Below are 21,498 nucleotides of genomic sequence, written 5' to 3'. Positions count from 1 at the left end.
AGGATTATCCTCACTCCTTAAAAAGTTCTCTCTTGGGGGTGTGCTTTAGGGTAGGAACCGAGAAGTTTGACTGATATGTGTTCTTCTTTGAATGCCCAAAGTACATCTTGAATGGGGGGAGCAAATACATAGCCGTCGACATCAACAAAGAAAACATATTCTCCAAGTATTCGTTTTGAGGGACGAGATTCTATACGACTTAAATTAATCTGTCGCTTGGCGAATTCTCCCAAAATCCGATATAAAGAGCCCGGAGTATTTTCGGCAATCACCAATAGTGAGGTTTTATCTTCACCATCGGACATTTCCGCAAGGTTATGACCAACCATCACGAAACGAGTGGCGTTTAAGGTAGCATCTTGGATACATTCTTTGAGAATATGCAAATTATAGAGACGGGCTGCTCGACGCGGACCGATAGCCGCCCAATTTTCCCGGATTGAAGATATTCTATGGGCAGCTTCCGCTGTGCTAAGACAAGTGATTTGCTGGGCATTAGGAAGGTAGTTCTCTAGGAAATCCCTGCATTGCCCGATCGCTTGTTCATGAGAATAAATTCGTTCGATTTGTTCAAGTGGCATAGATTCGTGGGCGAGGAGACATTGGTCAATTGGATGGATAAATTCATGGGTAATAAAGAGGTGTTCAGTTTGCCCTAGTGTATCCATTGTTACGCCTACTTGACCTTCTGTCGAATTTTCTAAAGGGACAAAAGCCCAGTCGATTTCATGATCATTGCAAGCAAATAGTAATTTGGGTATCGTTGAAAATGGGATCAGATCTGGGGCTGTGGCTGTTAAATCAGGATGAGTGGCTAAAAATAAAAGTATAGCCTCCTCTGAAAAACTTCCCTTTGGACCTAAGAAACCAATTTTTTGCATATGTATCTCCTTCCTATATATGAAGAGATATTAGCAGTAGCCAAATCTCTAGGTTAATTGTCTGATTTGAACCTTTAGAGAGTTTGTTAAAATGTTGAACGCATTAGCATAATAAGGGCAAGTATAAAAAAACTGTCCCATCAATTTAAAGATGAGTCAGAATCTTATAGAGCCTACTTATAGGAGCTACAATTCTGCCATATTATGTAAATACTTGATGAATATTGAGTATTTTCCTACTATCATAATACAGATAGGGATTAACGGCAAGTTATCGTCGAAAGCTTATATCAATACACTTGCATAGGTCGCAATGATCGAGTAAAATATAACTTGGAAGGTTGGGGAACCTTCCAAGGGGATAGTGGACAAGGTGGAGCAGGCAGTGGAACGTACGCTGCCTGTTTCGCTGTGTTTAAGGATAATTTTCCAAGTCTCTTGAAAATAGTAATTTACAGTTAGGATGTATATAATAATAGAGGTAATTATTACTAAAGGAGGTTACTATTTGTGGATCAGCAACGACTAAAGGCTAGAACAGAAATCTCAGAGGCTCATAAATGGCGTTTAGAGGATATCTTTTTAGATATTAGTAAATGGGAAGAAGAGTTTTCTCAGATTGAGAAATTATTGGGAGAGGGGAAAAAATTTGAAGGGCATTTAGCAGATAATACTGATAATCTTATCTCCTGTTTTGAGTGGATGGACGATCTAAGTCTTCGTTTAGAAGAAGTCTATGCTTATGCACGTATGAGGCGTGATGAGGATAATCGTAATGCAAATTATCAAGCCCTAACCGATCGTGCCGGAGCTCTCGCTGTCAAGGTCGGCAGTGCAGCCTCCTTTGTAGTACCGGAATTATTAGCCATGCCAGAGGGAAAGCTGGAAGAGTTCCGCGCAACTTCACCTAAAATGGAACTATATAACCATGCCTTAGATGATATTCTGCGCAAGAAAGAACATATTCTTAGTTCGGCGGAGGAAAAATTATTAGCTGAAGTTGGTGAATTAGCAGAGGCACCAGGAGCAATCTTTTCTATGGCTAATAATGCGGACCTAAAGTTTCCGAATATAACCGATGAATCAGGCCGTTCCATTGAACTAACCAAAGGGAATTTTATACAATTTATGGAAAGCCAGAATCAGAAGGTTCGCAAGGAAGCTTTCAGGACATTGTACGGTACTTATGATAAGCAACGGAATACTTGGGCCGCAACCTTAAATTCCAGTATAAAGTCAGATGTTTTCTTTGCTAAAGCGAGGCACTATCCTTCTGCATTAGAAGCTTCTTTAGACGATGATCGAGTTCCTTTGAAAGTTTATGATTCTCTTATCAATACGGTGCATGAGTTCTTGCCTCAGATGCATAGATATGTGCAACTGCGCAAAAAGGCTTTAAAGCTTAGTGAATTACATATGTATGATATATATGTACCTATCGTACCTGAAACAACAATGAAAATAACCTATGAAGAAGCTAAAAATATGGTTATTGCAGGTTTGAAGCCATTAGGTAACGATTACATAAGTATTCTTGAAGAAGGGTTCTCCAAAAGTTGGGTTGATGTTTATGAAAATGAAGGAAAAACGAGTGGGGCTTATTCTTGGGGCACCTATCGTTCTCATCCCTACGTATTACTTAATCATCAAGATACACTCGATTCAATGTTCACCCTCGCTCATGAGATGGGGCATTCACTGCATACTTATCTTTCCAATCGCAGTCAACCTCATCTTTATGCCGGATACAAAATTTTTGTGGCTGAGGTAGCCTCTACGCTTAATGAATCACTGGTCATGGAACATCTTTTAAAAGAAACCAAAGATACCAAAATATTGGCCTACTTAGTAAACCATTATTTGGAGCAATTTAGAGGTACTATTTTCAGGCAGACGATGTTTGCGGAATTTGAGAAAAAGATACACTCAATAGTCGAGGAGGGGGGAGCTTTAACTGCCGAAAATCTCTCGGAAATGTATCGAGATTTAAATATGGCATACTATGGTAACGACGTAATATTAGATCCAGAGATTGCTTTAGAATGGGCACGTATACCTCATTTTTATAATGCTTTTTACGTCTATAAATACGCAACCGGTTTCTCCGCGGCGATTGCCTTTGCCCGGGCTATTTTAGAGGAAGGGGAGCCTGCGGTGGCTAGGTATCTAGAGTTTTTAAGTGGTGGAAGTTCAGACTATCCCATCGAATTATTAAGAAAAGCAGGAGTGGATATGGAGACTCCTGCCCCAGTACGAAATGCGCTGGGAGTTTTCTCGGAGCTAGTAGACCGATTGGAGAAACTCCTTGGGTAGATTAAGGCTTAACCAGAGCTTGAAAGCGAGGATCCTGTTGAACAGGGGAAAAGTCGTGCTCGCTGCGGGCGACTGACTTGACTTCAGGTTCAAGTGCTATAGCTTGTTCCAGATATACCAGGACTTTCTCAACATTGCCTTGGCGGCCGTATATACTGGCTATGCCATAATAACTCCAGGTATCTTGATCATCGAGCTGTAAAGCTTTTTGATAGGAAGCGATAGCATCATCCCACTTACCGGCAAGTTCATAGGCCAAGCCTAAATTGAAATTTGCATAAACAAAAGTGGGGTTTAGATCAAGGGCTTGTTTGATAAGAACAAGCCCTTGATCGTGTTGCCCTTGAAAAGCAAGAGTAGCCCCTTTGGCATTCAGAGCTTCATAACAAAGGGCATCGATTTGTAAAGCTTGATTAAAGAGATCTAGAGCTTCAGGAAACTGGCGTTGATAATAAAGTTTCAGTCCCTCATCATAGAGAAGAAGGGCACGAGGGTCAGAGATATGATGAGTTTGGGTGGGGCTGGTGGTAGTCAGTTGCTTATCAAGCTGTGAAGTGGGGGAATCAGTGCTTTGCTCTGAGGATATGGGGAGGGGCTCGTGGTTCGCAGGGGATTCCTGATTAAGAGTTGATAGTGGAATCATAGACTCAGTTGAGATTATGTAAAGGAAGGCTGCCATAGATGCCCCCAATATAAGTAAAAATGTTGGTAAGTATTTGCGCATAGCTTCTCCTAAGTAAAATATATTTTAGTAAAAGTATATCATAATTTAACATTATCGGTTTGGAAATGGGTAAAAACTAGATAACCAAAGAATGCATTAAGAATAATGAGTACAATATTCCATAACTGGTAAACTTGACAAGCCCAAGTTGCGGGAATAAGATGAATTTATACCAGCACTAAGTTTGAAATCTTACTGATTTATCCTTCTGGAATGGGGGGGATTGGAAAATGGATAATACAGCGAATCACGATGCCTTACAACAGATTATTCAAGTTGCTCAAGGTTTTTATGCAAGAAAGGATCGTGCCCATGATCTAGACCATGCACTACGAGTCAGAGAGTGGGGGAGAAAACTTGCTCTAGAAGAAGGTGCCGATATCACTGTTGTCGAATTGGCAGCCCTTTTACATGATATCGGTCGGTCTGGAGCTGTTGAGAGGACTCACGCCGAAAGCAGTGCAGGTTTAGCCGTGAACATACTTTTAAAAAATGGCTATTCTGAAGAGATTGTTCGCCAAGTTAGAGAAGCTATCGTTTCTCATTCTCGAGAGGCAGGTCATGAACCAAAGACTCTTGAAGCGAAAATTTTGTACGATGCAGATAAATTAGACTTTGTTGGTGCCATAGGATTAGGACGATTGTTTATATGGGCCGGTGTTCAAGGCTGGACTTTAGTAGGAGAAAACTCCTGTGAAAAGTTTTACCGCGAGAGGATCTGTAGTTATCGGGATCACCTATTCACGAAGACTGCTCAGACTTTTTTTGATCCACTGTTTCTTTATATGGAAGGATTTTGGCAACAATTGCATACCGAACGATTTAAAATTTCAGATTCTGGACAAGCTGATAGTAGATAAGCTTGAAAGGATGAATCACGATAATGCGTTGGCTTTGGCGATTGTTTACGATTCTAGTATTCTTAGGACTTGCTCGGACAATATTTCTTCCCCAACCGAAGGCTTTTATTGCTTGGCCAAAAGATCATAGTTGGGTTCAGGTAATCCAAGGGGAATTAAAGCAATGGCAGAAATTCTCACAAGATCTGCCGGCAAGTATTGAAGTTGAGGTTCGTCGTCTTTGGAATGATTTCCAACCAAATAGCAATGGCAAACAAGTATAAATTAGAAAATTAGAGTTATATTTATAAGATACTTTTAAAAAAACTTGAAGTATGGTATATTTAGAATCAGTTGAATTAAAAGGAGTGAAGATAATGGTTAATATTACGGAACTAGCTGCCCAAAAAGTTAAAGAAGTGCTTAAGAACCAAAATAAAGAGAATGCATTCCTCCGCCTTTATCTTGCAGGCATTGGCTGAGGTGGGCCGAATTTCGGCATGACTCTGGAAGAGTCAAAAACAGATGAAGATATTCTTGATGTAGAGCACGGTGTTTCAATTCTTACGGATAAAAAACTTACAACCCACTTAGAGGGAGCTGTTATCGATTTTGTGGAATCCAGTCATGGTGGCGGATTCGAAATTCGTACAGCAAAGTCTGGCGGAGGTTGTGGCGATAGTTGCGGCGGAAGTTGTTCATAAAAGTTATCCAAAGAGAGCTCGGACGAGCTCTCTTTTTCAATAGTAATAATCATTTAATCTTATAGTCGAGAGTAAACACTAAAAAGATCATTTTAGATAAAAATCCCTTGAGAACTTTTTTTGAGTGTGCATTTTATGTAATTACTGTGTAAACTAACTTGTCGAAGTCTACATTAGAAGATTAGGCTTGAGTATACAACGTAAATATGTTAGTCTAATCCCCATATAGTTGATTGGTCTACAAAGGGAGGAAAAACAATGACAATGCCACGAGAAGAATCAAACCGTGCAATTATTACGGTAATAGGTCGTGATCAGATTGGAATTATTGCTTGGGTTTCAGGACGCCTAGCAGATTGCCAGGTAAACGTACTAGATATTAGCCAAACAATACTTGATGAATTTTTCACAATGATTATGATCGTTGACTTAGAACCTGCGACTATCGAGATTGATGGATTGGCTCAAACTCTGGAGCAAGAGGGTAATGAAAAAGGGTTGCAGGTAAAGGTTCAACACGAAGATATCTTTAGGTTTATGCACCGCATTTAATGGTATTTATCTTAATTCTATTAGGTGGAATAGTGGAGGTAAGTCAATGACGATCACGTTCGCACGAGAAGAAATTCAACAAACAATTAACATGATTCAGAAAGAAAACCTTGATATCAGAACAATTACTATGGGTATAAGTTTACTCGATTGTAGCTCTGAAGACATTGGCAAAATGGAAACGAAAATCTACGATAAGATTACTAAAAATGCTGGGCGCTTAGTAGAAGTGGGTGAGCAAATATCAGCTCGTTATGGAATTCCCATCATTAATAAGCGAGTTTCGGTGACTCCCATAGCGATTGCAGCTGCTCAAATGAACTCAGAAGAGATGGTGCGGATTGCAAAAGCTTTGAACAAAGCCGCTCGTGAGATCGGGATAAATTTTATTGGCGGTTTTTCAGCTCTTGTGCAAAAAGGGTTTACTAATGGCGATTTGGCACTGATTGATGCAATCCCACAAGCACTGAGCGAGACAGAGTTTGTCTGCTCATCGGTTAATATTGGTACCACAAAAGCTGGAATTAACATGGACGCCGTACTAAAAATGGGTAATATAATCTTGAAAGCCGCACAGCTTACTGCGGATAATGATGGAATAGCTGCAGCTAAGTTAGTTGTATTCTGTAATGCGCCGGAAGATAACCCCTTCATGGCAGGTGCTTTCCATGGAGTCGGAGAACCGGAAAGGGTTATCAACGTCGGGGTTAGTGGGCCAGGGGTTGTGGCTAAGGTTGTAAAAGAACATCCTAATGCAGACTTCAGTGAGCTTTCCAATTTAATAAAGCAAACTGCTTTTAAAATTACTCGGATGGGCGAGTTGATTGGCCGAGCCGCCTCAAAGTCACTTAACGTTCCTTTTGGAATTGTAGACTTGTCTCTAGCACCTACTCCTGCAATCGGAGACAGCGTGGCAGAAATATTAGAGAATATGGGGCTTGAGCGCTGTGGAACTCACGGTACAACAGCAGCTTTAGCTTTGCTTAACGATGCGGTTAAAAAGGGCGGAGCAATGGCCTCATCTCATGTCGGAGGGCTGAGCGGCGCTTTTATTCCAGTGTCAGAAGATGCGGGAATGGTAAGAGCTGTTGAAGAAGGAGCCTTAACACTTGACAAGCTGGAAGCAATGACTTGTGTTTGCTCAGTCGGTCTGGATATGATTGCCCTGCCGGGTGATGTTAGTGCAGAAACGATTTCCGCAATTATCGCCGACGAAGCAGCCATCGGTATGATCAACAAGAAAACAACTGCTGTACGAGTAATCCCAGCGATTGGCAAACAGGCCGGAGATAGAGTCGAATTCGGAGGGCTATTAGGCGGAGCGCCGATAATTGCTATTCATCCGTATTCGTCGAATTTGTTTGTTCATCGTGGAGGTCGTATTCCTGCACCAATAATTAGCCTAACTAATTAGACATTGTCTTCGCTGTTTTAATTCATGAGTTAAACTTAATCGTGGGATATTAGCTCGTTTTTTGAACCAATATCTTACTAGAGAACCTCTAGTGGGCAGTCGCCTGAATACCTTGGTTAACTAGCTCGCTTTATTCCTTGGGTGCCCTCACCTTAAATGGTGGGGGCACTTCTGTTTAGGTATTTGTCAAGTTCCGTTTATAAGGCTCATTTTATTACGAAGTAGTTGTAAGACGGAAGAAAATGGATGGATGTTAGATTGAATTTCGGATACACTGTTGTAGGGATTTGAGTGAGACCATTCATTTTGAGTAAATACGACAGTATTAGCAAATGATAGATTTGCCCACCCCCTTGAGCTTATTTAAAAGACATGGAAATACTGGAATATATTCGCTGAGGAATAAATTTCCGCAAGAGTAAATGCAGGACATTTTAGGTTTGTCTCGAATAATGTATATTAGGAAAAAGCTGAGTCCAAATGCCGTACTTTGGAGCGGGGGATAATTTTGGGGTGAATCACGTGCCTATTCACGTGTAGGGCTTTACACCTACTGCCCGAATCCGTCAACTAACCTCGTAAGCTAAGAAAGGTGGACGTATATTTGGTGGTTTCCTCATCTACGCGGAAGTGGCTAGGAAGCATTACTTTCGCTGGGCTGGTTTTAGCAAGCAGTCTTCCGGTATTAGCTTCGTCTGAACAGAGTATGACTACTACTTCTATTCCAATGAAGCCCGTATTAGTAGCTTCTGCTGAAGTATCAGATAACACCTATACCCAGACAGTGCGAAAGCAATTACAATGGACTGAAATAACAACAAAAATCAGTGATAGTGTGGCAAGTATACCCACTCCAGAAAAATCTGTGCCTGAACCTATCACTACACAAAGTGCATCCGTAACTGTTGCGGAGAAGGCTCAACCAACAATGGATCTACAAACTGCAAAGAAGGTGCAAACTGCAAAGAAAGCGCAGGCAGCAAAGAGTGAGACCAAAGCGGTGCAAGTTGCAGAAGCACCAAAACAACAGGTATCCCGTTCAAGTGATTCTACTCTTGTCAGTAATGCCTTAAGCCTAACAGGAGTGCCCTATGTATTTGGCGGAACGAGCAAAAAGGGGTTCGATTGCTCGGGGTATACACAGTATGTTTTTAAGGGTTCAGGGATATCTTTGCCCAGAACATCTTCTGCGCAATTTAATGTCGGGACACCAGTAAAGAAAGACGAACTACAATCAGGCGACTTAGTTTTCTTCTCGACTTATGCGAAAGGTCCGTCTCATGTAGGTGTTTACATCGGCGGTGGAAAATTCGTACATGCTTCGAACAGTGGTGTGCGTACTACAAGCCTCAATGATAGTTACTATTCAGGGCGGTATGTCGGTGCTCGTCGGGTTAACTAGTTCAAAGATTTAAAAGTCCAGCAATTTGCTGGACTTTTTTGTAATCAAATACAAGTTGGAGCTATAGTTGTGGTATCCAGGGGATAGGCGTATATTTAGTACATTCTCCTCCCGGTTTAACCAGAGCAATTGCAGAATTATGAATATAGAAATCCGTAATTGAGCATTTATGGGTGCGTTTAAAATAACACTTGCGACATAGTTCGACTCGATAATTAAGGATCATGGAATTGTGGTTCCTCCTTTACATATCCATCACTTTTTATCACCTGAGCTAAAATAATCGTAGATTGTTTTAGCAGTATTGTAAGGGATTCCGGAAGCTTGTAGTTCCACGATGCTAGCAGACTGAATATCTTCAAGTGACTGAAAATGATGTAACAGCTGTTGCTTACGTCTCGGACCGATTCCCGGAATATCATCCAGAATTGAAAAAGTCATATTTTTGGCCCGCTGCTGACGATGAAATGTAATAGCAAAGCGGTGGACTTCATCCTGAATTCTGCCAAGTAAAAAAAACGTAGGATGATTCTTCGGTAATAGTACCTGCTCCCCGAACTGATTAATTAGTCCGTGGGTTTGATGACGTTCATTTTTAACCATTCCGGCAACTGGAATTACTAGATTAATTTCCTTTAAGGCACTTAATGCTGCCCTTATTTGCCCTTTCCCCCCATCCACCAATATTAAGTTAGGAAGAGTTTCGTTTTCGGAAACTAATCGTTTATATCTGCGAAAAATTACTTGCTTCATGGCAGCGGTATCATCAGAAGTATCCATGGGTTGGATTTTATATTTACGATAACCTCTGCGTTCAGGTTTACCTTCAATAAATTGTACCATTCCAGCAACAGTGTGTGCTCCTGAAATATTGGAAATGTCAAAGGCTTCAATTCTTCTGGGAACTGAAATATTTAAGAGTTCCCCAAGTGTATTTAGAGCATCACCTGTTTCTTGTTGTTGATTAATTTCCAGAGTGATTTGGTCATGAAGAGTGGTTTGAGCATTTGTCATGGCCATTAGTACCAATTCTCTTTTTTTCCCTTTCTGAGGAGTTGTGATAGGGAAGAGTTTGGATAAAGCCAAGGACTCAATGGCTGGAATTAAGATTTCTTTAGGCCATACTGCCCGTTCTATATAAAACTGAGCAACAAAAGAAATAAAAGCTTCTTCCGGATCTTCGTAATAGGGAAAAATAAAATTATCTCTAGCAAGCAATTTTCCTTGACGCAAATAAAATACTTGAATACACATCTGGTCAGTAGTTGTTGCAAAACCCAAAACATCGCGATCAATAAAATCATTGAGCGTGATGTTTTGTTTTTCTCCTAACTGCTTCAAATCCTCAATAAGGTCTCGGTATTCCTTGGCTCGTTCAAATTGTAGAGCTTCAGAAGCTTTAATCATTTTCCCTTGTAAGAGAGTAAGGATACCACTTTGATCCCCTTTTAGAAAAGTTGATATCTCTTTGCGCATTTCTTTATAGACTTCAGGGGGAACCTCTTGAATACAAGGGGCAAGGCACTGGTCTAAATGATAGTAAAGGCAGGGTTGGGAGGGGATTTGACGACATTTTCGAAAAGGAAATAGTCGATTTAGCAAACGAGCTGCTTCCCTAGCCGCCGTTGCATTAGGATAAGGACCAAAGTATTTACTTTTATCTTTCTTCAACTGTCGTGTTACAAGAACTCGAGGGTGACTTTCTTCGGTAATCGATAGGTAGGGGTAAGATTTATCATCCCGCAACAGAATATTGTATTTTGGGTTGTATTTCTTAATTAAATTACACTCTAAGACAAGAGCTTCAACTTCGGAATCTGTTGTGATATATTCAAAATCTGAAATTTGACTGACTAGTCGGGCAGTTTTCCCGTCGTGTGAACCGGTGAAATATGATTTAACTCGGTTTTTAAGAACTTTTGCTTTCCCGACATAAATAATTTGAGCTTGATTATCTTTCATTAAATAAACGCCAGGTTTTTCTGGCAACAAGGATAGCTTCTGTCGAAGCAGATTCAATATTCCCACCTCAAGTCTATTTTAGAGGTTGGAATTGAGAGATGCAAGTTTAATAATCATATCTTTATGTAAACAAACGTATATATGGTATATGAGGCATTGTGGTTGTCAGATAAAGTAAAGTTCAAGTATATTGGAGGGGATTGATATGCCTAATACTTGGGGACGACCACCGCGCAATGAACTATGGCGGGACTTACAAGCACTTGCTTTGTGGATCTTGATTATTGGAGTTGTTGGTTATGTCCTTTTTCCCAGCTTTTTTAAGAGTATATATAGTCATCTTTCAGATCCGGTTTCCCAAGCGAGTACAATTAACGACCAATATTCTCTTAATAACTCAGCAAATCCCAATACTGATTTCACAAGTGATCAGAATTTCTTGGGCCAAGGTTTTTCAAGTGTATCTAATGCACTATACAATAATAGTAATAACGAAGTATCCATAGGGTATTGGATTATCTTTGTTGCTGATGGAGAGTTTAAGCAACTGTCAGTTAGCAGTGATTCATATGCCTATTTGCTGCATTTAATAGAAAGTGATAAAAACGCTGCTGGTAAAATTACAGTAATATTGTCTTCAAACGGCCAAATAAGTAAGTATAATGTGAGTGATGAAATATACGCCATAATCACAAATATGGCCTTAATCGTAAATCGCAATAGTAAGTAGTCTATTAGCGAAAAAGAAGTTTAGCTCCTGCTGCGAATAGACCGATACCGAGCAATTGCCAAGGACTCCAATGAAGCTTAGTAACTCCGAATAAGCCGAAATGATCAATAAGTACAGCCATACTGACTTGTCCGATGATGATTGCAGTAGTAGCGTTACAGACACCAACTTTTGGAATACTTGTTGCTACAAGTCCAACGATAATGACACTAAGAACCCCACCTAGATACAAGTACCATGGAATAGAGCTCCAGGTATGGTTAAAGAATGGTGCTCGCCAAGTGAGTATTACTCCTAGTGAGACAAGTGTACCGATAATATGGACAATGAGTGTGGCAGATAGAAGTGACGTCTTTTGACTTAAAGATGAGTTTAAAGTACCTTGAACTGCCATAGCAACACCAGAAATAGCAGCAATTAAGAAAGGGAGAGAAAGTAATTTTGACATTTAAATCCTCCTGAAGCAATTTTTTGAAATTCTCTTAAACTATCATCTTAGACTTAATCAGAAACCATTGCATTCTCGAGTTTTCACCACTTAAGATTAAATATCCGTGGGGAATTAAGGCAATTCCGTTAAGATGTATCAGTATTCAATACAAAGTTAAGGGAAAAATGTAAGTATCGTAAAAATAATTTAAAAGAGGTGCATCATGGACATAGATTATAATTTGGTACAACGCGCCCAGATGCTTCTCACCCTAGACCATCCTTTAACACAGGTGAGAGATATTCTCCTGAGAGAAGGTTATCCCCAAGAACAAGTGGTTGAATTAATGGATGCAACAGAAGAAGTGCTAAATTATCTTGTTCCTCCTCAATACGATGAAAATAAAATAGGCATCGATATTTTACATCCCGGGGAAGAGAAAAAAGAAGGACGAAAACCAACCGTGGATATATTAATTGACAAACGCTCTGGTCGTCTGGAATTAATAACCCCTCACCAACCTGAGACTTGGCGTGTGGCCAATGAGGTTCGTAAAGCTATCAAACGACAACGTAAAACAGTGAAAAATTATCACTAATGTTTTAAGAGGGCTGTAATTAATTACAGTCCTTTCCTATTTCTTTTCGACATCTTTCCTATATCTTTTCTCGAATTTCAGGAATTATGTTATAATTGAAATACATAACAATTTTAGGAAAGAAGGGTCCGTTGTGGATTTTACTCCAGCAATCGATGGCTTAGAAAAAATCTCTACAAAAATAAATACTCAGCAAAGGCTAAACAAAGAGGATGGTTTATTACTCTTACAAACAACTAATTTACTTGGTCTGGGTTATCTAGCTAACCAAAAGAAACGCATGATGACCGGGGATCAAGTTTTTTATAATAACAATGCCCATATTAACTACAGTAATGTGTGTAAAGTTAAATGTGGACTCTGCGCTTTTGCCAAAGATCCGGGGGAAAAGGGTTCCTATACAATGACTATTGAAGAAGTTGTTGATAAAGCAAAGCACTTTGCCAAACAGGGGGTTACTGAACTTCATATAGTAGGAGGCATACATCCGGATCTTCCCTTTTCATACTACTTAGAAATGATTAAAAAAATAAAAGAGTCTGCTCCCCAAGTAAGTTTAAAAGCCTTCACGGCGGCAGAATATGATTTTTTTGCGCAAAAAGAGAATTTACCGGTTATAGAAATAATAAAAATTCTTAAAGATGCAGGACTAAGCTTTATTACCGGTGGAGGAGCGGAAAACTTTAGTCCGAGAGTCCGAGAAATCATTTGTCCAGGAAAGTTGAGCGGAGAGCGCTGGCTAGAAATACATCGCCTTGCCCATACCCTAGGTATACCATCTAATGCAAATGTTCTGTATGGTATTATTGAAACAGATGAAGAACTAATAGATCACCTCTTAGCCTTAAGGAATTTGCAAGATGAGACCGGAGGCTTCAAGGCCTTAATTCCGACTGCTTTTCATCCTAAAAATACAAAATTCGAGGATCTCCCTCAAGCAAGTGCAGTACGAACTTTAAAAGTGATTGCTGTTGCCCGCTTAATCTTAGATAATTTTCGTTATATCAAGGCTTATTGGGTTTCTTCAAGTCCGCAAGTAGCCCAAATGGCCCTTTCCTTCGGAGCCAATGATTTAGACGGAGTAGTACGCGAAGAGAAAATCTATCATACTGCAGGAGCTACCAGTCCTCAGATGCAGACGGAACAACAGCTAATTGAGATGATTCATGAATTGGGATTAGAGGCAGTTGAGAGAGATACCTACTATAATATCATTAAGACAGTATCCCCCAAACGGGATTAAGTTAAAGCCAAGAGGTGAAAATAATGCACATTGCTGTATTGTCAGACACTCATTTGCGCCCTGGTAAATCTCTGCCAGGTTTTGTCTGGGAACACTTGAATCAAGTAGATATGATTCTACATGCAGGTGATTTGACGAATATGGGATTGCTTGAGGATCTTTCCTCCCTAGCACCAGTTCGGGCTGTAAGCGGGAATTGTGATGGTTGGGATGTAGCACTTCCTGATCGGGATATTATTGAATGTGAGGGTGTAAATATTGGCTTAATTCATGGGCATGTGGGAAAAGGAAAAAACACCCCTGATCGAGCTTATTATGCGTTTGTTGATTCAAAAGTGGATATTATTGTTTTTGGGCATAGTCATACGCCGTTTTTGGAGTGGAGAAATGGCCTTCTCTTATTTAACCCTGGTTCTCCAACCGACAAACGACGAGAGCAATACTTTTCTTTTGGACTAATCACTATTGAACAAGGGCAGATACAAGCAAAGCATGTTTATTTTTAAATGCTAAACAGGATGTGTTCCGGAGGATATCAATGAAACATCGTAGGAATAAAGTCAAACGTGAACATGGTATTATTCAAAATGCATTAGAATGGTTAGAAAATCTAAGCCTTCTGGTGGAAGTTACTGACATCATTCCAGGTGTTATTGATGTGAACCGATCCTCTGAAAGAGGTATTGTTTATAAATATGAAACACAAACAGGATGTAAGCTGTTGCTTAAAAGTAGTGGCTCAATCCAAGAAGCCTTTGTCGTAACAAAATACCCTCAGCGCATTAAGGAATGGGTTAATAAAGAATTTCCTTCATCTTATATCTTAACGGTTGAACAGGATGATACTACTTCGCCGAACACCATTAATCGCACTGGGAAGAAGCCTACGAAAGTCTGGCCAAAATCGAGGATTAAATCCGAGTCTACCCCAATGGCTAAAGGGCGGAGATCGAAGCGACGATCTGCTAAAAAAGGACTAATGTTAAATGCTTATTCTGACGATAAATCAATAACAGTAGCTGATCAACTGGATGGTTCTATGAGGCAGGCCTTAAAAGTGCTTAAAAATTCTTTAGAAAAGCAAAGGTAAGAAATAGAATAACGCCTAGAAAGTTGAAGATAGATTATTTCAAGCCATTAACCTTTAGCATGCGAATCGGCTGCTTATGTAAGGATGGTGTAGAAGCGTGGAAGTAAGTGGCATATTAGCACCTAGTTCGGTTAACGCAGCCCTTCTAAGCAAGTTTCAGCTTGGAGAGCGGCTTCTGGTAGAAGTTATGAACATTTCCGGTAAGGGCGAAGGAAGTATTAGGGTTAAAGGACAAAGTTTAAATGCCCTTTTAGAAACCTCAACTCAGGTGGGGGAGAAATTTTGGGTGAAGGTAGGGAATTTAAATGAGGGAGGCTTATTACTTATTCGTGAGCCAATTCCCGGCAAACTAAAAGATAGTTTATCTGTTCCTCCACAAGTCCAACAGGTAAATGAGCGGGGGTTACCCAATAATCAAACTATCGTGGCATTAGTAAAAACCTTTCCAACAACGACTTTAGAAGTGTTTAGTGCATTATTCGGAAGTATGCAGGGAACTCCGTTAAACAGTGAATTATTAACATACTTGAAAAAGGCAATTCCTCAGTGGAGTAGTCTATCTGGAGATAATGGAAAAGATGAATTGCTGAAGAGCTTGAAAAGGCTTGGTCTAAATTACGAACATCGGATACATAATATGCTTAAATTAGATCAACCTGCTAAAGAGATTGAAAAACAAAGTCTCCTGGATACGTTTAAAGGAGTACTTCTGAAAGCGATTCATAGTCAAAACAATGAGGACACGAATGATTCGGATAACCCACTAGTTCAAATGCTTCAGAAAATAACCGGGCAGCAATTGTGGTTAAAAACAGGAGCCCTGGATAGTGCGTACCTGATACTACATCTACCACTCTTGAATCAAGAGCAGCTTATCCCTGCTCAAATAGCTATCGAAAGTTCTCGTAAAGGATCAAAAATGGATGAACACCATTGTCGAATTGCTATCTTAGTTCAAACCCAGGAACTCGGAGAAATAGGAATTGATGCTTTTTTTAATGAGAAGACTTTCACATGCAGGGTACTAAGTGATGATTCCTTGCTCCCGCGACTCCTTGAAGTAGCAATACCTGAAACAAAAGAGAAATTTATAAAACTAGGTTTTCAATTAGAAAGAGTCGAATCGGGAGAACTGAGACAGAACCATGAATTTCTTAATTTTCTACATGGATCTCGACGAAGTGGAGTTGATATTCTGAGATGATAGAAAATAACGAAAACAAGACTAAGACTAAAAATAAGAGAGAAGATAAGGCTGCCGCCTTAGTCTACGATCAGGCTGGGGCACCGAGAATTGTCGCTAAAGGAGTAGGAGAAGTTGCTCGTAAAATAATAGAAAACGCTGAAGAAGAAGGTATCCCTATTCAAAAGAACGAGGTACTTGTGGAAGCTCTGATGCAAGTTGAATTGTCAAAGGAAATACCTCCTCAACTTTACCAAGCTGTCGCTGAATTGTTAGCTTTTGTATATCGGTTAGAAAAAGTTAAATCCACAGCTAGGTTATAAATGATACATAATTCAGAGAATGCTTCGCAAACTATTAATACAATGAAAATAGGATGCAGGAGGTCTTTATGAAGACATCATTTGAAGCTTTAAACACTATACTCAAAGGCGAACATATGGCCATCGATCAATACCAGGCCTATATAGACACATTAACCGATAGCCCACTACGAAACCATCTTATTGCAATTCTTACAGATCATAAAGAGCATGCCACCCGGATAGCTTATTATATTCAAACCAATGGCGGGCAGGTTGAAGAAGGGGCAGGTTTCCCAGGTATGATCGCTGAATGGAAAACTAGGCTAGCAAATATGAGGGAGATCGCACCCGCAGAAATGCTTAAACGTCTTTATGACGGAGAAGATAAAGGATTGGCTAGAGCGGTTCAATATTCAGAACAGTATTTAAATAGCGCTGAGAAAGAGGTTTTAAATCCTATATTCTCAAACGAACATGATCACCTTAAGCAGTTGCAAAACTTACAAGAAGGGCTTTATAACAACATATAGAATAAAAAGCGGCATTTGCCGCTTTTTATAGGTGATTATTTTGTTAGAGATTCTTTATGAGCTTGTTTCCGTGATAATCGCTTGCGAGCCAGCATATTAGCAACTTTGCCGTTGTCCCCTAAAAAGATGCCTTGAAGTCTCCATTCACGGAAAGTCTGCCAGAACTGCTGTTCTGAGATTCTGTGGGTATAACTTTCAGATTCTTCATCGTATGGCCAAAAGACGTCAACCCATAAGGTTCCATTGCTACTTAATACTAATAAGAAATGAACTAGTTCAGGATTTGTGGATTCAGAATCGCGCATTAGTATGTGTGAGCGCCCGTTAGGAAAGTCAGTTCGTATGTAACTTAACTTCATCTTAAACTTAATCCCCCTCTGATAATTTCAGAGATTCCTGATGTATCAGGTTTAGTATAGCATGAAATGATTGATAACACGATGGGCAATTTTGCTATATCTCCTACTCCTGTCAACTTAATTTATGCTGATTGTCGAATAAAAGTTCATAGATAAATCACGTATGTGAACAGAAAATTCAGGACAAACTGAGAACGCTAAATATTAAATTAAGGTTAATGGGAGGATATTTTATGTTAACAGTTATTCATACGTTCAATGGTCCTGATCAGGATCGAATTCTGGGAGAAGTTAGGACAGGGATACAATCTGTTGAAGATATCGAGGGATTTAAATTTGCCTCAGTTAATAAGCAACAAAACACCAAAGATATAATGCTTTTTTCGAAATGGGAAAATCGTACTGCGTATGAGAATTGGGCTGATACAGTTGGAGAAAACAAAGCCTTCAAGCAAGCAACACCACAAATGTTTGAGGTATTGGATGAAAAATATTAATTAAATTCAAAAAGGTGCCAAGGGTTTGAGGGATTCAAACTTTTGGCACCTTTGCCTTATTAAAATAAAAGGTAGAGAATTATTGTTCTTTGATCAAATTCGAGTAAGAGTGTTCAAGATTTCTCATGATAGAATCTTTAGAGTGTGGCAATGAGACTCTATAAGAACAACCATTCAAACTTCGTACAGGCATTAAACCCATCAAGGAGTTAGTCATGAAGACTTCATCAGCAGACAAGAGATCGTTTAGGGTGTAGAAGCCTTCTTTGGTAAAGATATTTTTTGAGCGAGCTAAATCAAGAATAATTTGTCGGCGCGTCCCAGGCAAACATCCACTTGTCAGTGCAGGGGTATATAAAGTCTTATCCTTAATAAAGAAGAGGTTGCTCATTGTCCCTTCAGCTAAATATCCTTGGGTATTGAGCCACACTCCTTCATCACATCCATTACTTACAGCTTCTTCTTTTGCCAAGAGGTTCTCAAGATAATTAGTTGACTTAATATTACACAGTGGAGATTGCTCATTTCGGGGATATGGCAAGAGGTGTAGCTTTATACCAGAAGAGTACTGTTCGGGTGTGTAAGGTATTGGGCGTTGATGAAGCAGTAACTGAGAAGGAAGATTAGTTGCTGGTGTTCCTCCACTTAAGGTAATTCTAAGGGCAAAAGGGTCTGAATAACTATATTGACGGACAAAATCTTGAATGATCAAGCGCCATTTCTGTTGATCAGGCATTTTGAGGCCCAGTATCTTAGCCCCTCTATACATACGCTCCCAATGCAGATCGTCAAAGAGTGCACCGCGAGTTGTAATTAGGAGAGTTTCAAAAAGTCCTAATCCAAATAAAGCCAGACGATCATTTGTGGAAATTGTACTAATGGGTGTCATGCAGATGACCTCTCAAAACTTTAAATAATGCTTTTGCTTTGTGGAGAGTCTCATCATATTCATCCTCAGGCTTGGAGTCAGCGACAATTCCGCCTCCTACATGAACAAAGGCCTTGCTATCTTTTATTAATATTGTCCGAATAACTATGTTTAAGTCCCAAGCTCCATCAAAGCCGATATAACCAATGCTACCGGTATAAAGGCCGCGAGAGTGGGGTTCTAACTCCTCGATAATCTCCATAGCTCTGATTTTAGGAGCACCTGTAATGGAACCACCGGGAAAAATTGCCTTAATAATCTCACTAGGTTTTAATCCTTGTAACAGTTGTCCCGTTACTGTGGAAACTAGATGCCAAACCGTTGGATATTTTTCAAGCCTAATTAAGTCAGGAACCTTAACGGTTCCAAACTTGCAGATCCGTCCGAGATCATTTCTTTCTAGATCGATGATCATGGTAAGTTCAGCTCGGTCTTTAGGACTGTTCTGAAGTTCCATGGCTTGTTCTTGATCTTCTGAAGGTGAGTCTTTGCGTGGACGAGTACCCTTAATTGGACGGGTTTCAACTTGTCCATCGGGTCGAATTTGTATAAATCGTTCGGGCGAGCTACAAAGAACTTGAAAATCCTGGTAAGGAAGGAAAGCTGCAAAGGGAGCAGGATTTTGTTGATGAAGATGAGAATACAGACTCCAAGTATCACCTTCCCAATTTATGGAGAAGCGTTGAGTTAAGTTGGCTTGGTAGATATCACCGGCATAGATATAGTCAATTACACGTTGTAGGTCCGCTAAGTATTGTTGCTTGCTTACACTAGGCTCAATAATAGCGGCGGGGCGATTATCCGAGAGGGTTGATAATTCTTGTTGAGTTTCGCATTTAAGAAAAGCATTGATTGATTGTTCTAGGCGCGCAATTCGAGAATTTGCCAATTCCCGTCGGCAAGATCCATCTTCTTGCATTCCACAGGCAGCAATCCAGTATTTGTTCTCGGCATGATCATAGATAACTATTCCATCATACCAAGCAAATCGCCATAGTGGTAAGTTAAGGTCATCTTTTGCTACCTTAGGAAGATGCTCAAGTTCATTTTTCAAGTCATAACTTAAAAAGCCCACTGCCCCTCCCGAAAAGGGAAAGGGAGAATGGGGGACGTAATATTTTCGACTAATCTGATCAAGATATTCCAGACTTTTGGTTTCTTGAAGGGGAGTAATGTCAAGTTTAGATTTGTCGGAATAGAAAAGTTCGAGCTTTTCCGAATAGGCCGTTGCTTCCAGAAAGGGGAAGGCCCCCATATAAGAATATTTTCCGAGTTCTTGGTAGCCGTTGCCGCTATCTAAGAAGAATGGTGAATATTCTCCTTTTAAGGCTGGAAATAAACGAAGGGGAGGAATTGAAACTGAGAGGGGCCGAACAACCCATTGTGACGGAGAATTATGAGAATTCCAGTCTTTGGCATTTTGAAGGGCGTTCTTTAACAACTGGTGGCCAGATTCTGTTAATATGGCTTCCGGATGAAACTGAATACCTTCTATCGGCAAGTCGAAGTGTCGAATCCCCATGATTTCGCCGTCGTCCGTTTCGGCAGTAATTACAAGATCTTCAGGAAGAGTGGAGCGCTCGATTATCAGAGAGTGATATCGCGTCACTACTAAAGGGTTGACTAACTCATGGAAAACTCCTTGTTGGTCATGTCGAATAGGCATTGTCTTTCCATGGATTGGCTGCTTAGCTCTGATCACTTTTCCGCCAAAGAATTGTCCTATAGCTTGATGACCAAGGCAAACCCCTAAAATAGGGATACGGCCTTTAAAATGTTCAATGACCGCTAAAGAGAAAGGGGCTTCATCGGGGGTACATGGGCCGGGTGAGATTACAATTAGGTCGGGGTGTACCTCTTCTATATCCTCAAGTTTACAAGCGTCTTGTCGTCTAACTATGATGTCTTCTCCAAGTTCTCCGAAGTATTGATAAAGGTTATACGTAAAAGAATCATGATTGTCCAACAAAAATATCATAAATTGTATCCCCTTCAATTAGCACATCTAAAATGTACGTAATCCCTTATAGTGTTGCTAAGAAAAGCTTCCTTTATAACCTCTTCCAAGAGCTGAGAATACGAAGTTTAGCAAATATTCGAAACTAAGATAGGATAGTTGTACAAAAAGAAAAGTTGCGGTTAAGCAACTTTCTATTTCGCTTCGCTATTGTGCAGTGCATCCAATAATTCCTGAAAGGCAGGTTGGAGGTTAGGGTTCTCAAGCCCTTGTAAAACAATGGTCTGATTGATGATTACCTGACCGACATTTGGTCCCTCGACTTCAATTTGTATAGACTGTACATCAAGATTAAGAGAGTGGTTATCAACCATAAACTTCATTCTCTTTGGTTGTGGGAAATTAGCCTGAATTTTTGTCGCCATCACTAGGGATTCCGTAGATGTCTCAGATGGAGTGGGTGTGTGCAGATCACTCAATACAAAAGAAGCTTCTAAGAGGAACTTTTGTAGAACAGCCATATTAGTGTCCCATGGTAATTCCAGGAGCTCTGATTGGTTCATGCCTGTTGGCGAAACTGACAAAATTACATAAGTTCCATCTTGTGTTAAAAAGGGCTTAGGAGAACATCCGTTCAAGAAAAGGCTAGTGAATAAAATGGCGAGACTGAGTCCGAACATCGATATCTTTCGTCTTAACAATGGGAATCCTTCTTCCTAATTAAAGATAGTCGAATTCAAATTCATTTTCAAATTTCTGAACGTATTTGAAAGAGTATTCGCTATAGATTTCAAAAATCCTGCTTTTGTTGGTTCCAGTCATGAAAATAGTGTACAATATCAAAAGAGAGGGGTCAA

Annotated in this window: 24 protein-coding genes and 1 riboswitch; of the genes, 16 read left to right on the top strand and 8 right to left on the bottom strand. The window is 40.0% G+C overall.

Annotation, left to right across the window (positions count from 1 at the left end; genetic code table 11):
• Positions 1-17: 17 nt before the first annotated feature.
• Positions 18-881, bottom strand: coding sequence for a prephenate dehydratase (gene pheA / locus DESMER_RS12895; RefSeq protein ID WP_014903501.1), 864 nt, complete (start codon positions 879-881; stop codon positions 18-20).
• A gap of 510 nt (positions 882-1,391) precedes the next feature.
• Here pheA and pepF point away from each other — a divergent pair.
• Positions 1,392-3,194 carry an oligoendopeptidase F gene (pepF, locus tag DESMER_RS12890; protein WP_014903500.1) on the top strand — a complete coding sequence of 601 codons (1,803 nt, stop codon included), beginning with the start codon at positions 1,392-1,394 and terminating at the stop codon, positions 3,192-3,194.
• A 1-nt stretch (position 3,195) separates the two neighbouring features.
• On the opposite strand, the gene DESMER_RS12885 is transcribed toward pepF, so the two are convergent.
• Complete coding sequence (locus tag DESMER_RS12885; protein WP_014903499.1) at positions 3,196-3,918, bottom strand: tetratricopeptide repeat protein; 723 nt, start codon at positions 3,916-3,918, stop codon at positions 3,196-3,198.
• Between the two features lie 230 nt (positions 3,919-4,148).
• On the opposite strand from DESMER_RS12885, the gene DESMER_RS12880 reads away from it, so the two are divergent.
• The 6 genes from DESMER_RS12880 to DESMER_RS12855 all read left to right on the top strand — a co-directional run bounded on the left by DESMER_RS12880 (position 4,149) and on the right by DESMER_RS12855 (position 8,829).
• Positions 4,149-4,778: an HD domain-containing protein gene (locus DESMER_RS12880; RefSeq protein ID WP_014903498.1), complete on the top strand. Its 630-nt coding sequence runs from the start codon at positions 4,149-4,151 to the stop codon at positions 4,776-4,778.
• A gap of 23 nt (positions 4,779-4,801) precedes the next feature.
• On the top strand, positions 4,802-5,041 hold the full coding sequence (locus tag DESMER_RS12875; protein ID WP_014903497.1) for a hypothetical protein: 240 nt from the start codon (positions 4,802-4,804) through the stop codon (positions 5,039-5,041).
• Between the two features lie 93 nt (positions 5,042-5,134).
• Positions 5,135-5,461 carry a HesB/IscA family protein gene (locus DESMER_RS12870; RefSeq protein WP_014903496.1) on the top strand — a complete coding sequence of 109 codons (327 nt, stop codon included), beginning with the start codon at positions 5,135-5,137 and terminating at the stop codon, positions 5,459-5,461.
• Positions 5,462-5,719: 258 nt separating this feature from the next.
• Positions 5,720-6,013 carry an ACT domain-containing protein gene (locus tag DESMER_RS12865; protein ID WP_014903495.1) on the top strand — a complete coding sequence of 98 codons (294 nt, stop codon included), beginning with the start codon at positions 5,720-5,722 and terminating at the stop codon, positions 6,011-6,013.
• A gap of 46 nt (positions 6,014-6,059) precedes the next feature.
• On the top strand, positions 6,060-7,427 hold the full coding sequence (locus DESMER_RS12860; protein WP_014903494.1) for a PFL family protein: 1,368 nt from the start codon (positions 6,060-6,062) through the stop codon (positions 7,425-7,427).
• A gap of 458 nt (positions 7,428-7,885) precedes the next feature.
• Positions 7,886-8,027: riboswitch (cyclic di-AMP (ydaO/yuaA leader) on the top strand.
• Positions 8,028-8,034: 7 nt separating this feature from the next.
• On the top strand, positions 8,035-8,829 hold the full coding sequence (locus DESMER_RS12855; RefSeq protein WP_014903493.1) for a C40 family peptidase: 795 nt from the start codon (positions 8,035-8,037) through the stop codon (positions 8,827-8,829).
• Positions 8,830-9,084: 255 nt separating this feature from the next.
• Here DESMER_RS12855 and uvrC read toward each other — a convergent pair whose 3' ends face one another.
• Positions 9,085-10,791: an excinuclease ABC subunit UvrC gene (gene uvrC, locus DESMER_RS12850; RefSeq protein WP_242831112.1), complete on the bottom strand. Its 1,707-nt coding sequence runs from the start codon at positions 10,789-10,791 to the stop codon at positions 9,085-9,087.
• 205 nt (positions 10,792-10,996) lie between these two features.
• On the opposite strand from uvrC, the gene DESMER_RS12845 reads away from it, so the two are divergent.
• Positions 10,997-11,521 (top strand): hypothetical protein, encoded by a 525-nt coding sequence (locus DESMER_RS12845; RefSeq protein WP_014903490.1) that lies wholly within the window; start codon positions 10,997-10,999, stop codon positions 11,519-11,521.
• A 4-nt stretch (positions 11,522-11,525) separates the two neighbouring features.
• Here DESMER_RS12845 and DESMER_RS12840 read toward each other — a convergent pair whose 3' ends face one another.
• Positions 11,526-11,969, bottom strand: coding sequence for a DMT family transporter (locus DESMER_RS12840; RefSeq protein WP_014903489.1), 444 nt, complete (start codon positions 11,967-11,969; stop codon positions 11,526-11,528).
• Between the two features lie 205 nt (positions 11,970-12,174).
• On the opposite strand from DESMER_RS12840, the gene DESMER_RS12835 reads away from it, so the two are divergent.
• The 7 genes from DESMER_RS12835 (at position 12,175) to DESMER_RS12805 (ending at position 16,900) form a co-directional block, all read left to right on the top strand.
• Positions 12,175-12,549 carry a hypothetical protein gene (locus DESMER_RS12835; protein ID WP_014903488.1) on the top strand — a complete coding sequence of 125 codons (375 nt, stop codon included), beginning with the start codon at positions 12,175-12,177 and terminating at the stop codon, positions 12,547-12,549.
• Between the two features lie 133 nt (positions 12,550-12,682).
• A complete protein-coding gene (gene mqnE / locus DESMER_RS12830) occupies positions 12,683-13,792 on the top strand; it encodes an aminofutalosine synthase MqnE (protein WP_014903487.1) in 1,110 nt (369 codons plus the stop codon).
• A 23-nt stretch (positions 13,793-13,815) separates the two neighbouring features.
• The gene (locus DESMER_RS12825; protein ID WP_014903486.1) at positions 13,816-14,298 is read left to right on the top strand and encodes a metallophosphoesterase family protein; all 483 of its coding nucleotides are present in this window, start codon (positions 13,816-13,818) and stop codon (positions 14,296-14,298) included.
• A 32-nt stretch (positions 14,299-14,330) separates the two neighbouring features.
• Complete coding sequence (locus DESMER_RS22600) at positions 14,331-14,882, top strand: DUF2103 domain-containing protein (RefSeq protein ID WP_014903485.1); 552 nt, start codon at positions 14,331-14,333, stop codon at positions 14,880-14,882.
• A 97-nt stretch (positions 14,883-14,979) separates the two neighbouring features.
• Complete coding sequence (locus DESMER_RS12815; protein WP_014903484.1) at positions 14,980-16,086, top strand: hypothetical protein; 1,107 nt, start codon at positions 14,980-14,982, stop codon at positions 16,084-16,086.
• Complete coding sequence (locus DESMER_RS12810) at positions 16,083-16,388, top strand: EscU/YscU/HrcU family type III secretion system export apparatus switch protein (RefSeq protein WP_014903483.1); 306 nt, start codon at positions 16,083-16,085, stop codon at positions 16,386-16,388. Before DESMER_RS12815 ends, DESMER_RS12810 begins: the two co-directional genes overlap by 4 nt.
• Positions 16,389-16,456: 68 nt before the next feature.
• Entirely contained in the window at positions 16,457-16,900 is a 444-nt protein-coding gene (locus tag DESMER_RS12805) for a DUF2383 domain-containing protein (protein WP_014903482.1), read from the top strand.
• A 35-nt stretch (positions 16,901-16,935) separates the two neighbouring features.
• Here DESMER_RS12805 and DESMER_RS12800 read toward each other — a convergent pair whose 3' ends face one another.
• On the bottom strand, positions 16,936-17,259 hold the full coding sequence (locus DESMER_RS12800) for a hypothetical protein (protein WP_014903481.1): 324 nt from the start codon (positions 17,257-17,259) through the stop codon (positions 16,936-16,938).
• 233 nt (positions 17,260-17,492) lie between these two features.
• Between DESMER_RS12800 and DESMER_RS12795 the strand changes: the two genes are divergently transcribed.
• Positions 17,493-17,756 (top strand): antibiotic biosynthesis monooxygenase, encoded by a 264-nt coding sequence (locus DESMER_RS12795; RefSeq protein WP_014903480.1) that lies wholly within the window; start codon positions 17,493-17,495, stop codon positions 17,754-17,756.
• A 79-nt stretch (positions 17,757-17,835) separates the two neighbouring features.
• On the opposite strand, the gene DESMER_RS12790 is transcribed toward DESMER_RS12795, so the two are convergent.
• The 3 genes from DESMER_RS12790 to DESMER_RS12780 form a co-directional block, all read right to left on the bottom strand.
• The gene (locus DESMER_RS12790) at positions 17,836-18,645 is read right to left on the bottom strand and encodes an aminotransferase class IV (protein ID WP_014903479.1); all 810 of its coding nucleotides are present in this window, start codon (positions 18,643-18,645) and stop codon (positions 17,836-17,838) included.
• Positions 18,632-20,662, bottom strand: a complete 2,031-nt coding sequence (gene pabB / locus DESMER_RS12785) for an aminodeoxychorismate synthase component I (RefSeq protein WP_014903478.1) — start codon at positions 20,660-20,662, stop codon at positions 18,632-18,634. Before pabB ends, DESMER_RS12790 begins: the two co-directional genes overlap by 14 nt.
• Before the next feature lie 173 nt (positions 20,663-20,835).
• Positions 20,836-21,342 carry a hypothetical protein gene (locus DESMER_RS12780; RefSeq protein ID WP_014903477.1) on the bottom strand — a complete coding sequence of 169 codons (507 nt, stop codon included), beginning with the start codon at positions 21,340-21,342 and terminating at the stop codon, positions 20,836-20,838.
• Positions 21,343-21,498 lie beyond the last annotated feature (156 nt).

The organism is Desulfosporosinus meridiei DSM 13257 (assembly GCF_000231385.2).
GTDB lineage: Bacteria > Bacillota > Desulfitobacteriia > Desulfitobacteriales > Desulfitobacteriaceae > Desulfosporosinus > Desulfosporosinus meridiei.
The sequence above is the reverse complement of the archived record's forward strand: the minus strand, read 5'-3'. Positions and strand labels throughout refer to the sequence as shown.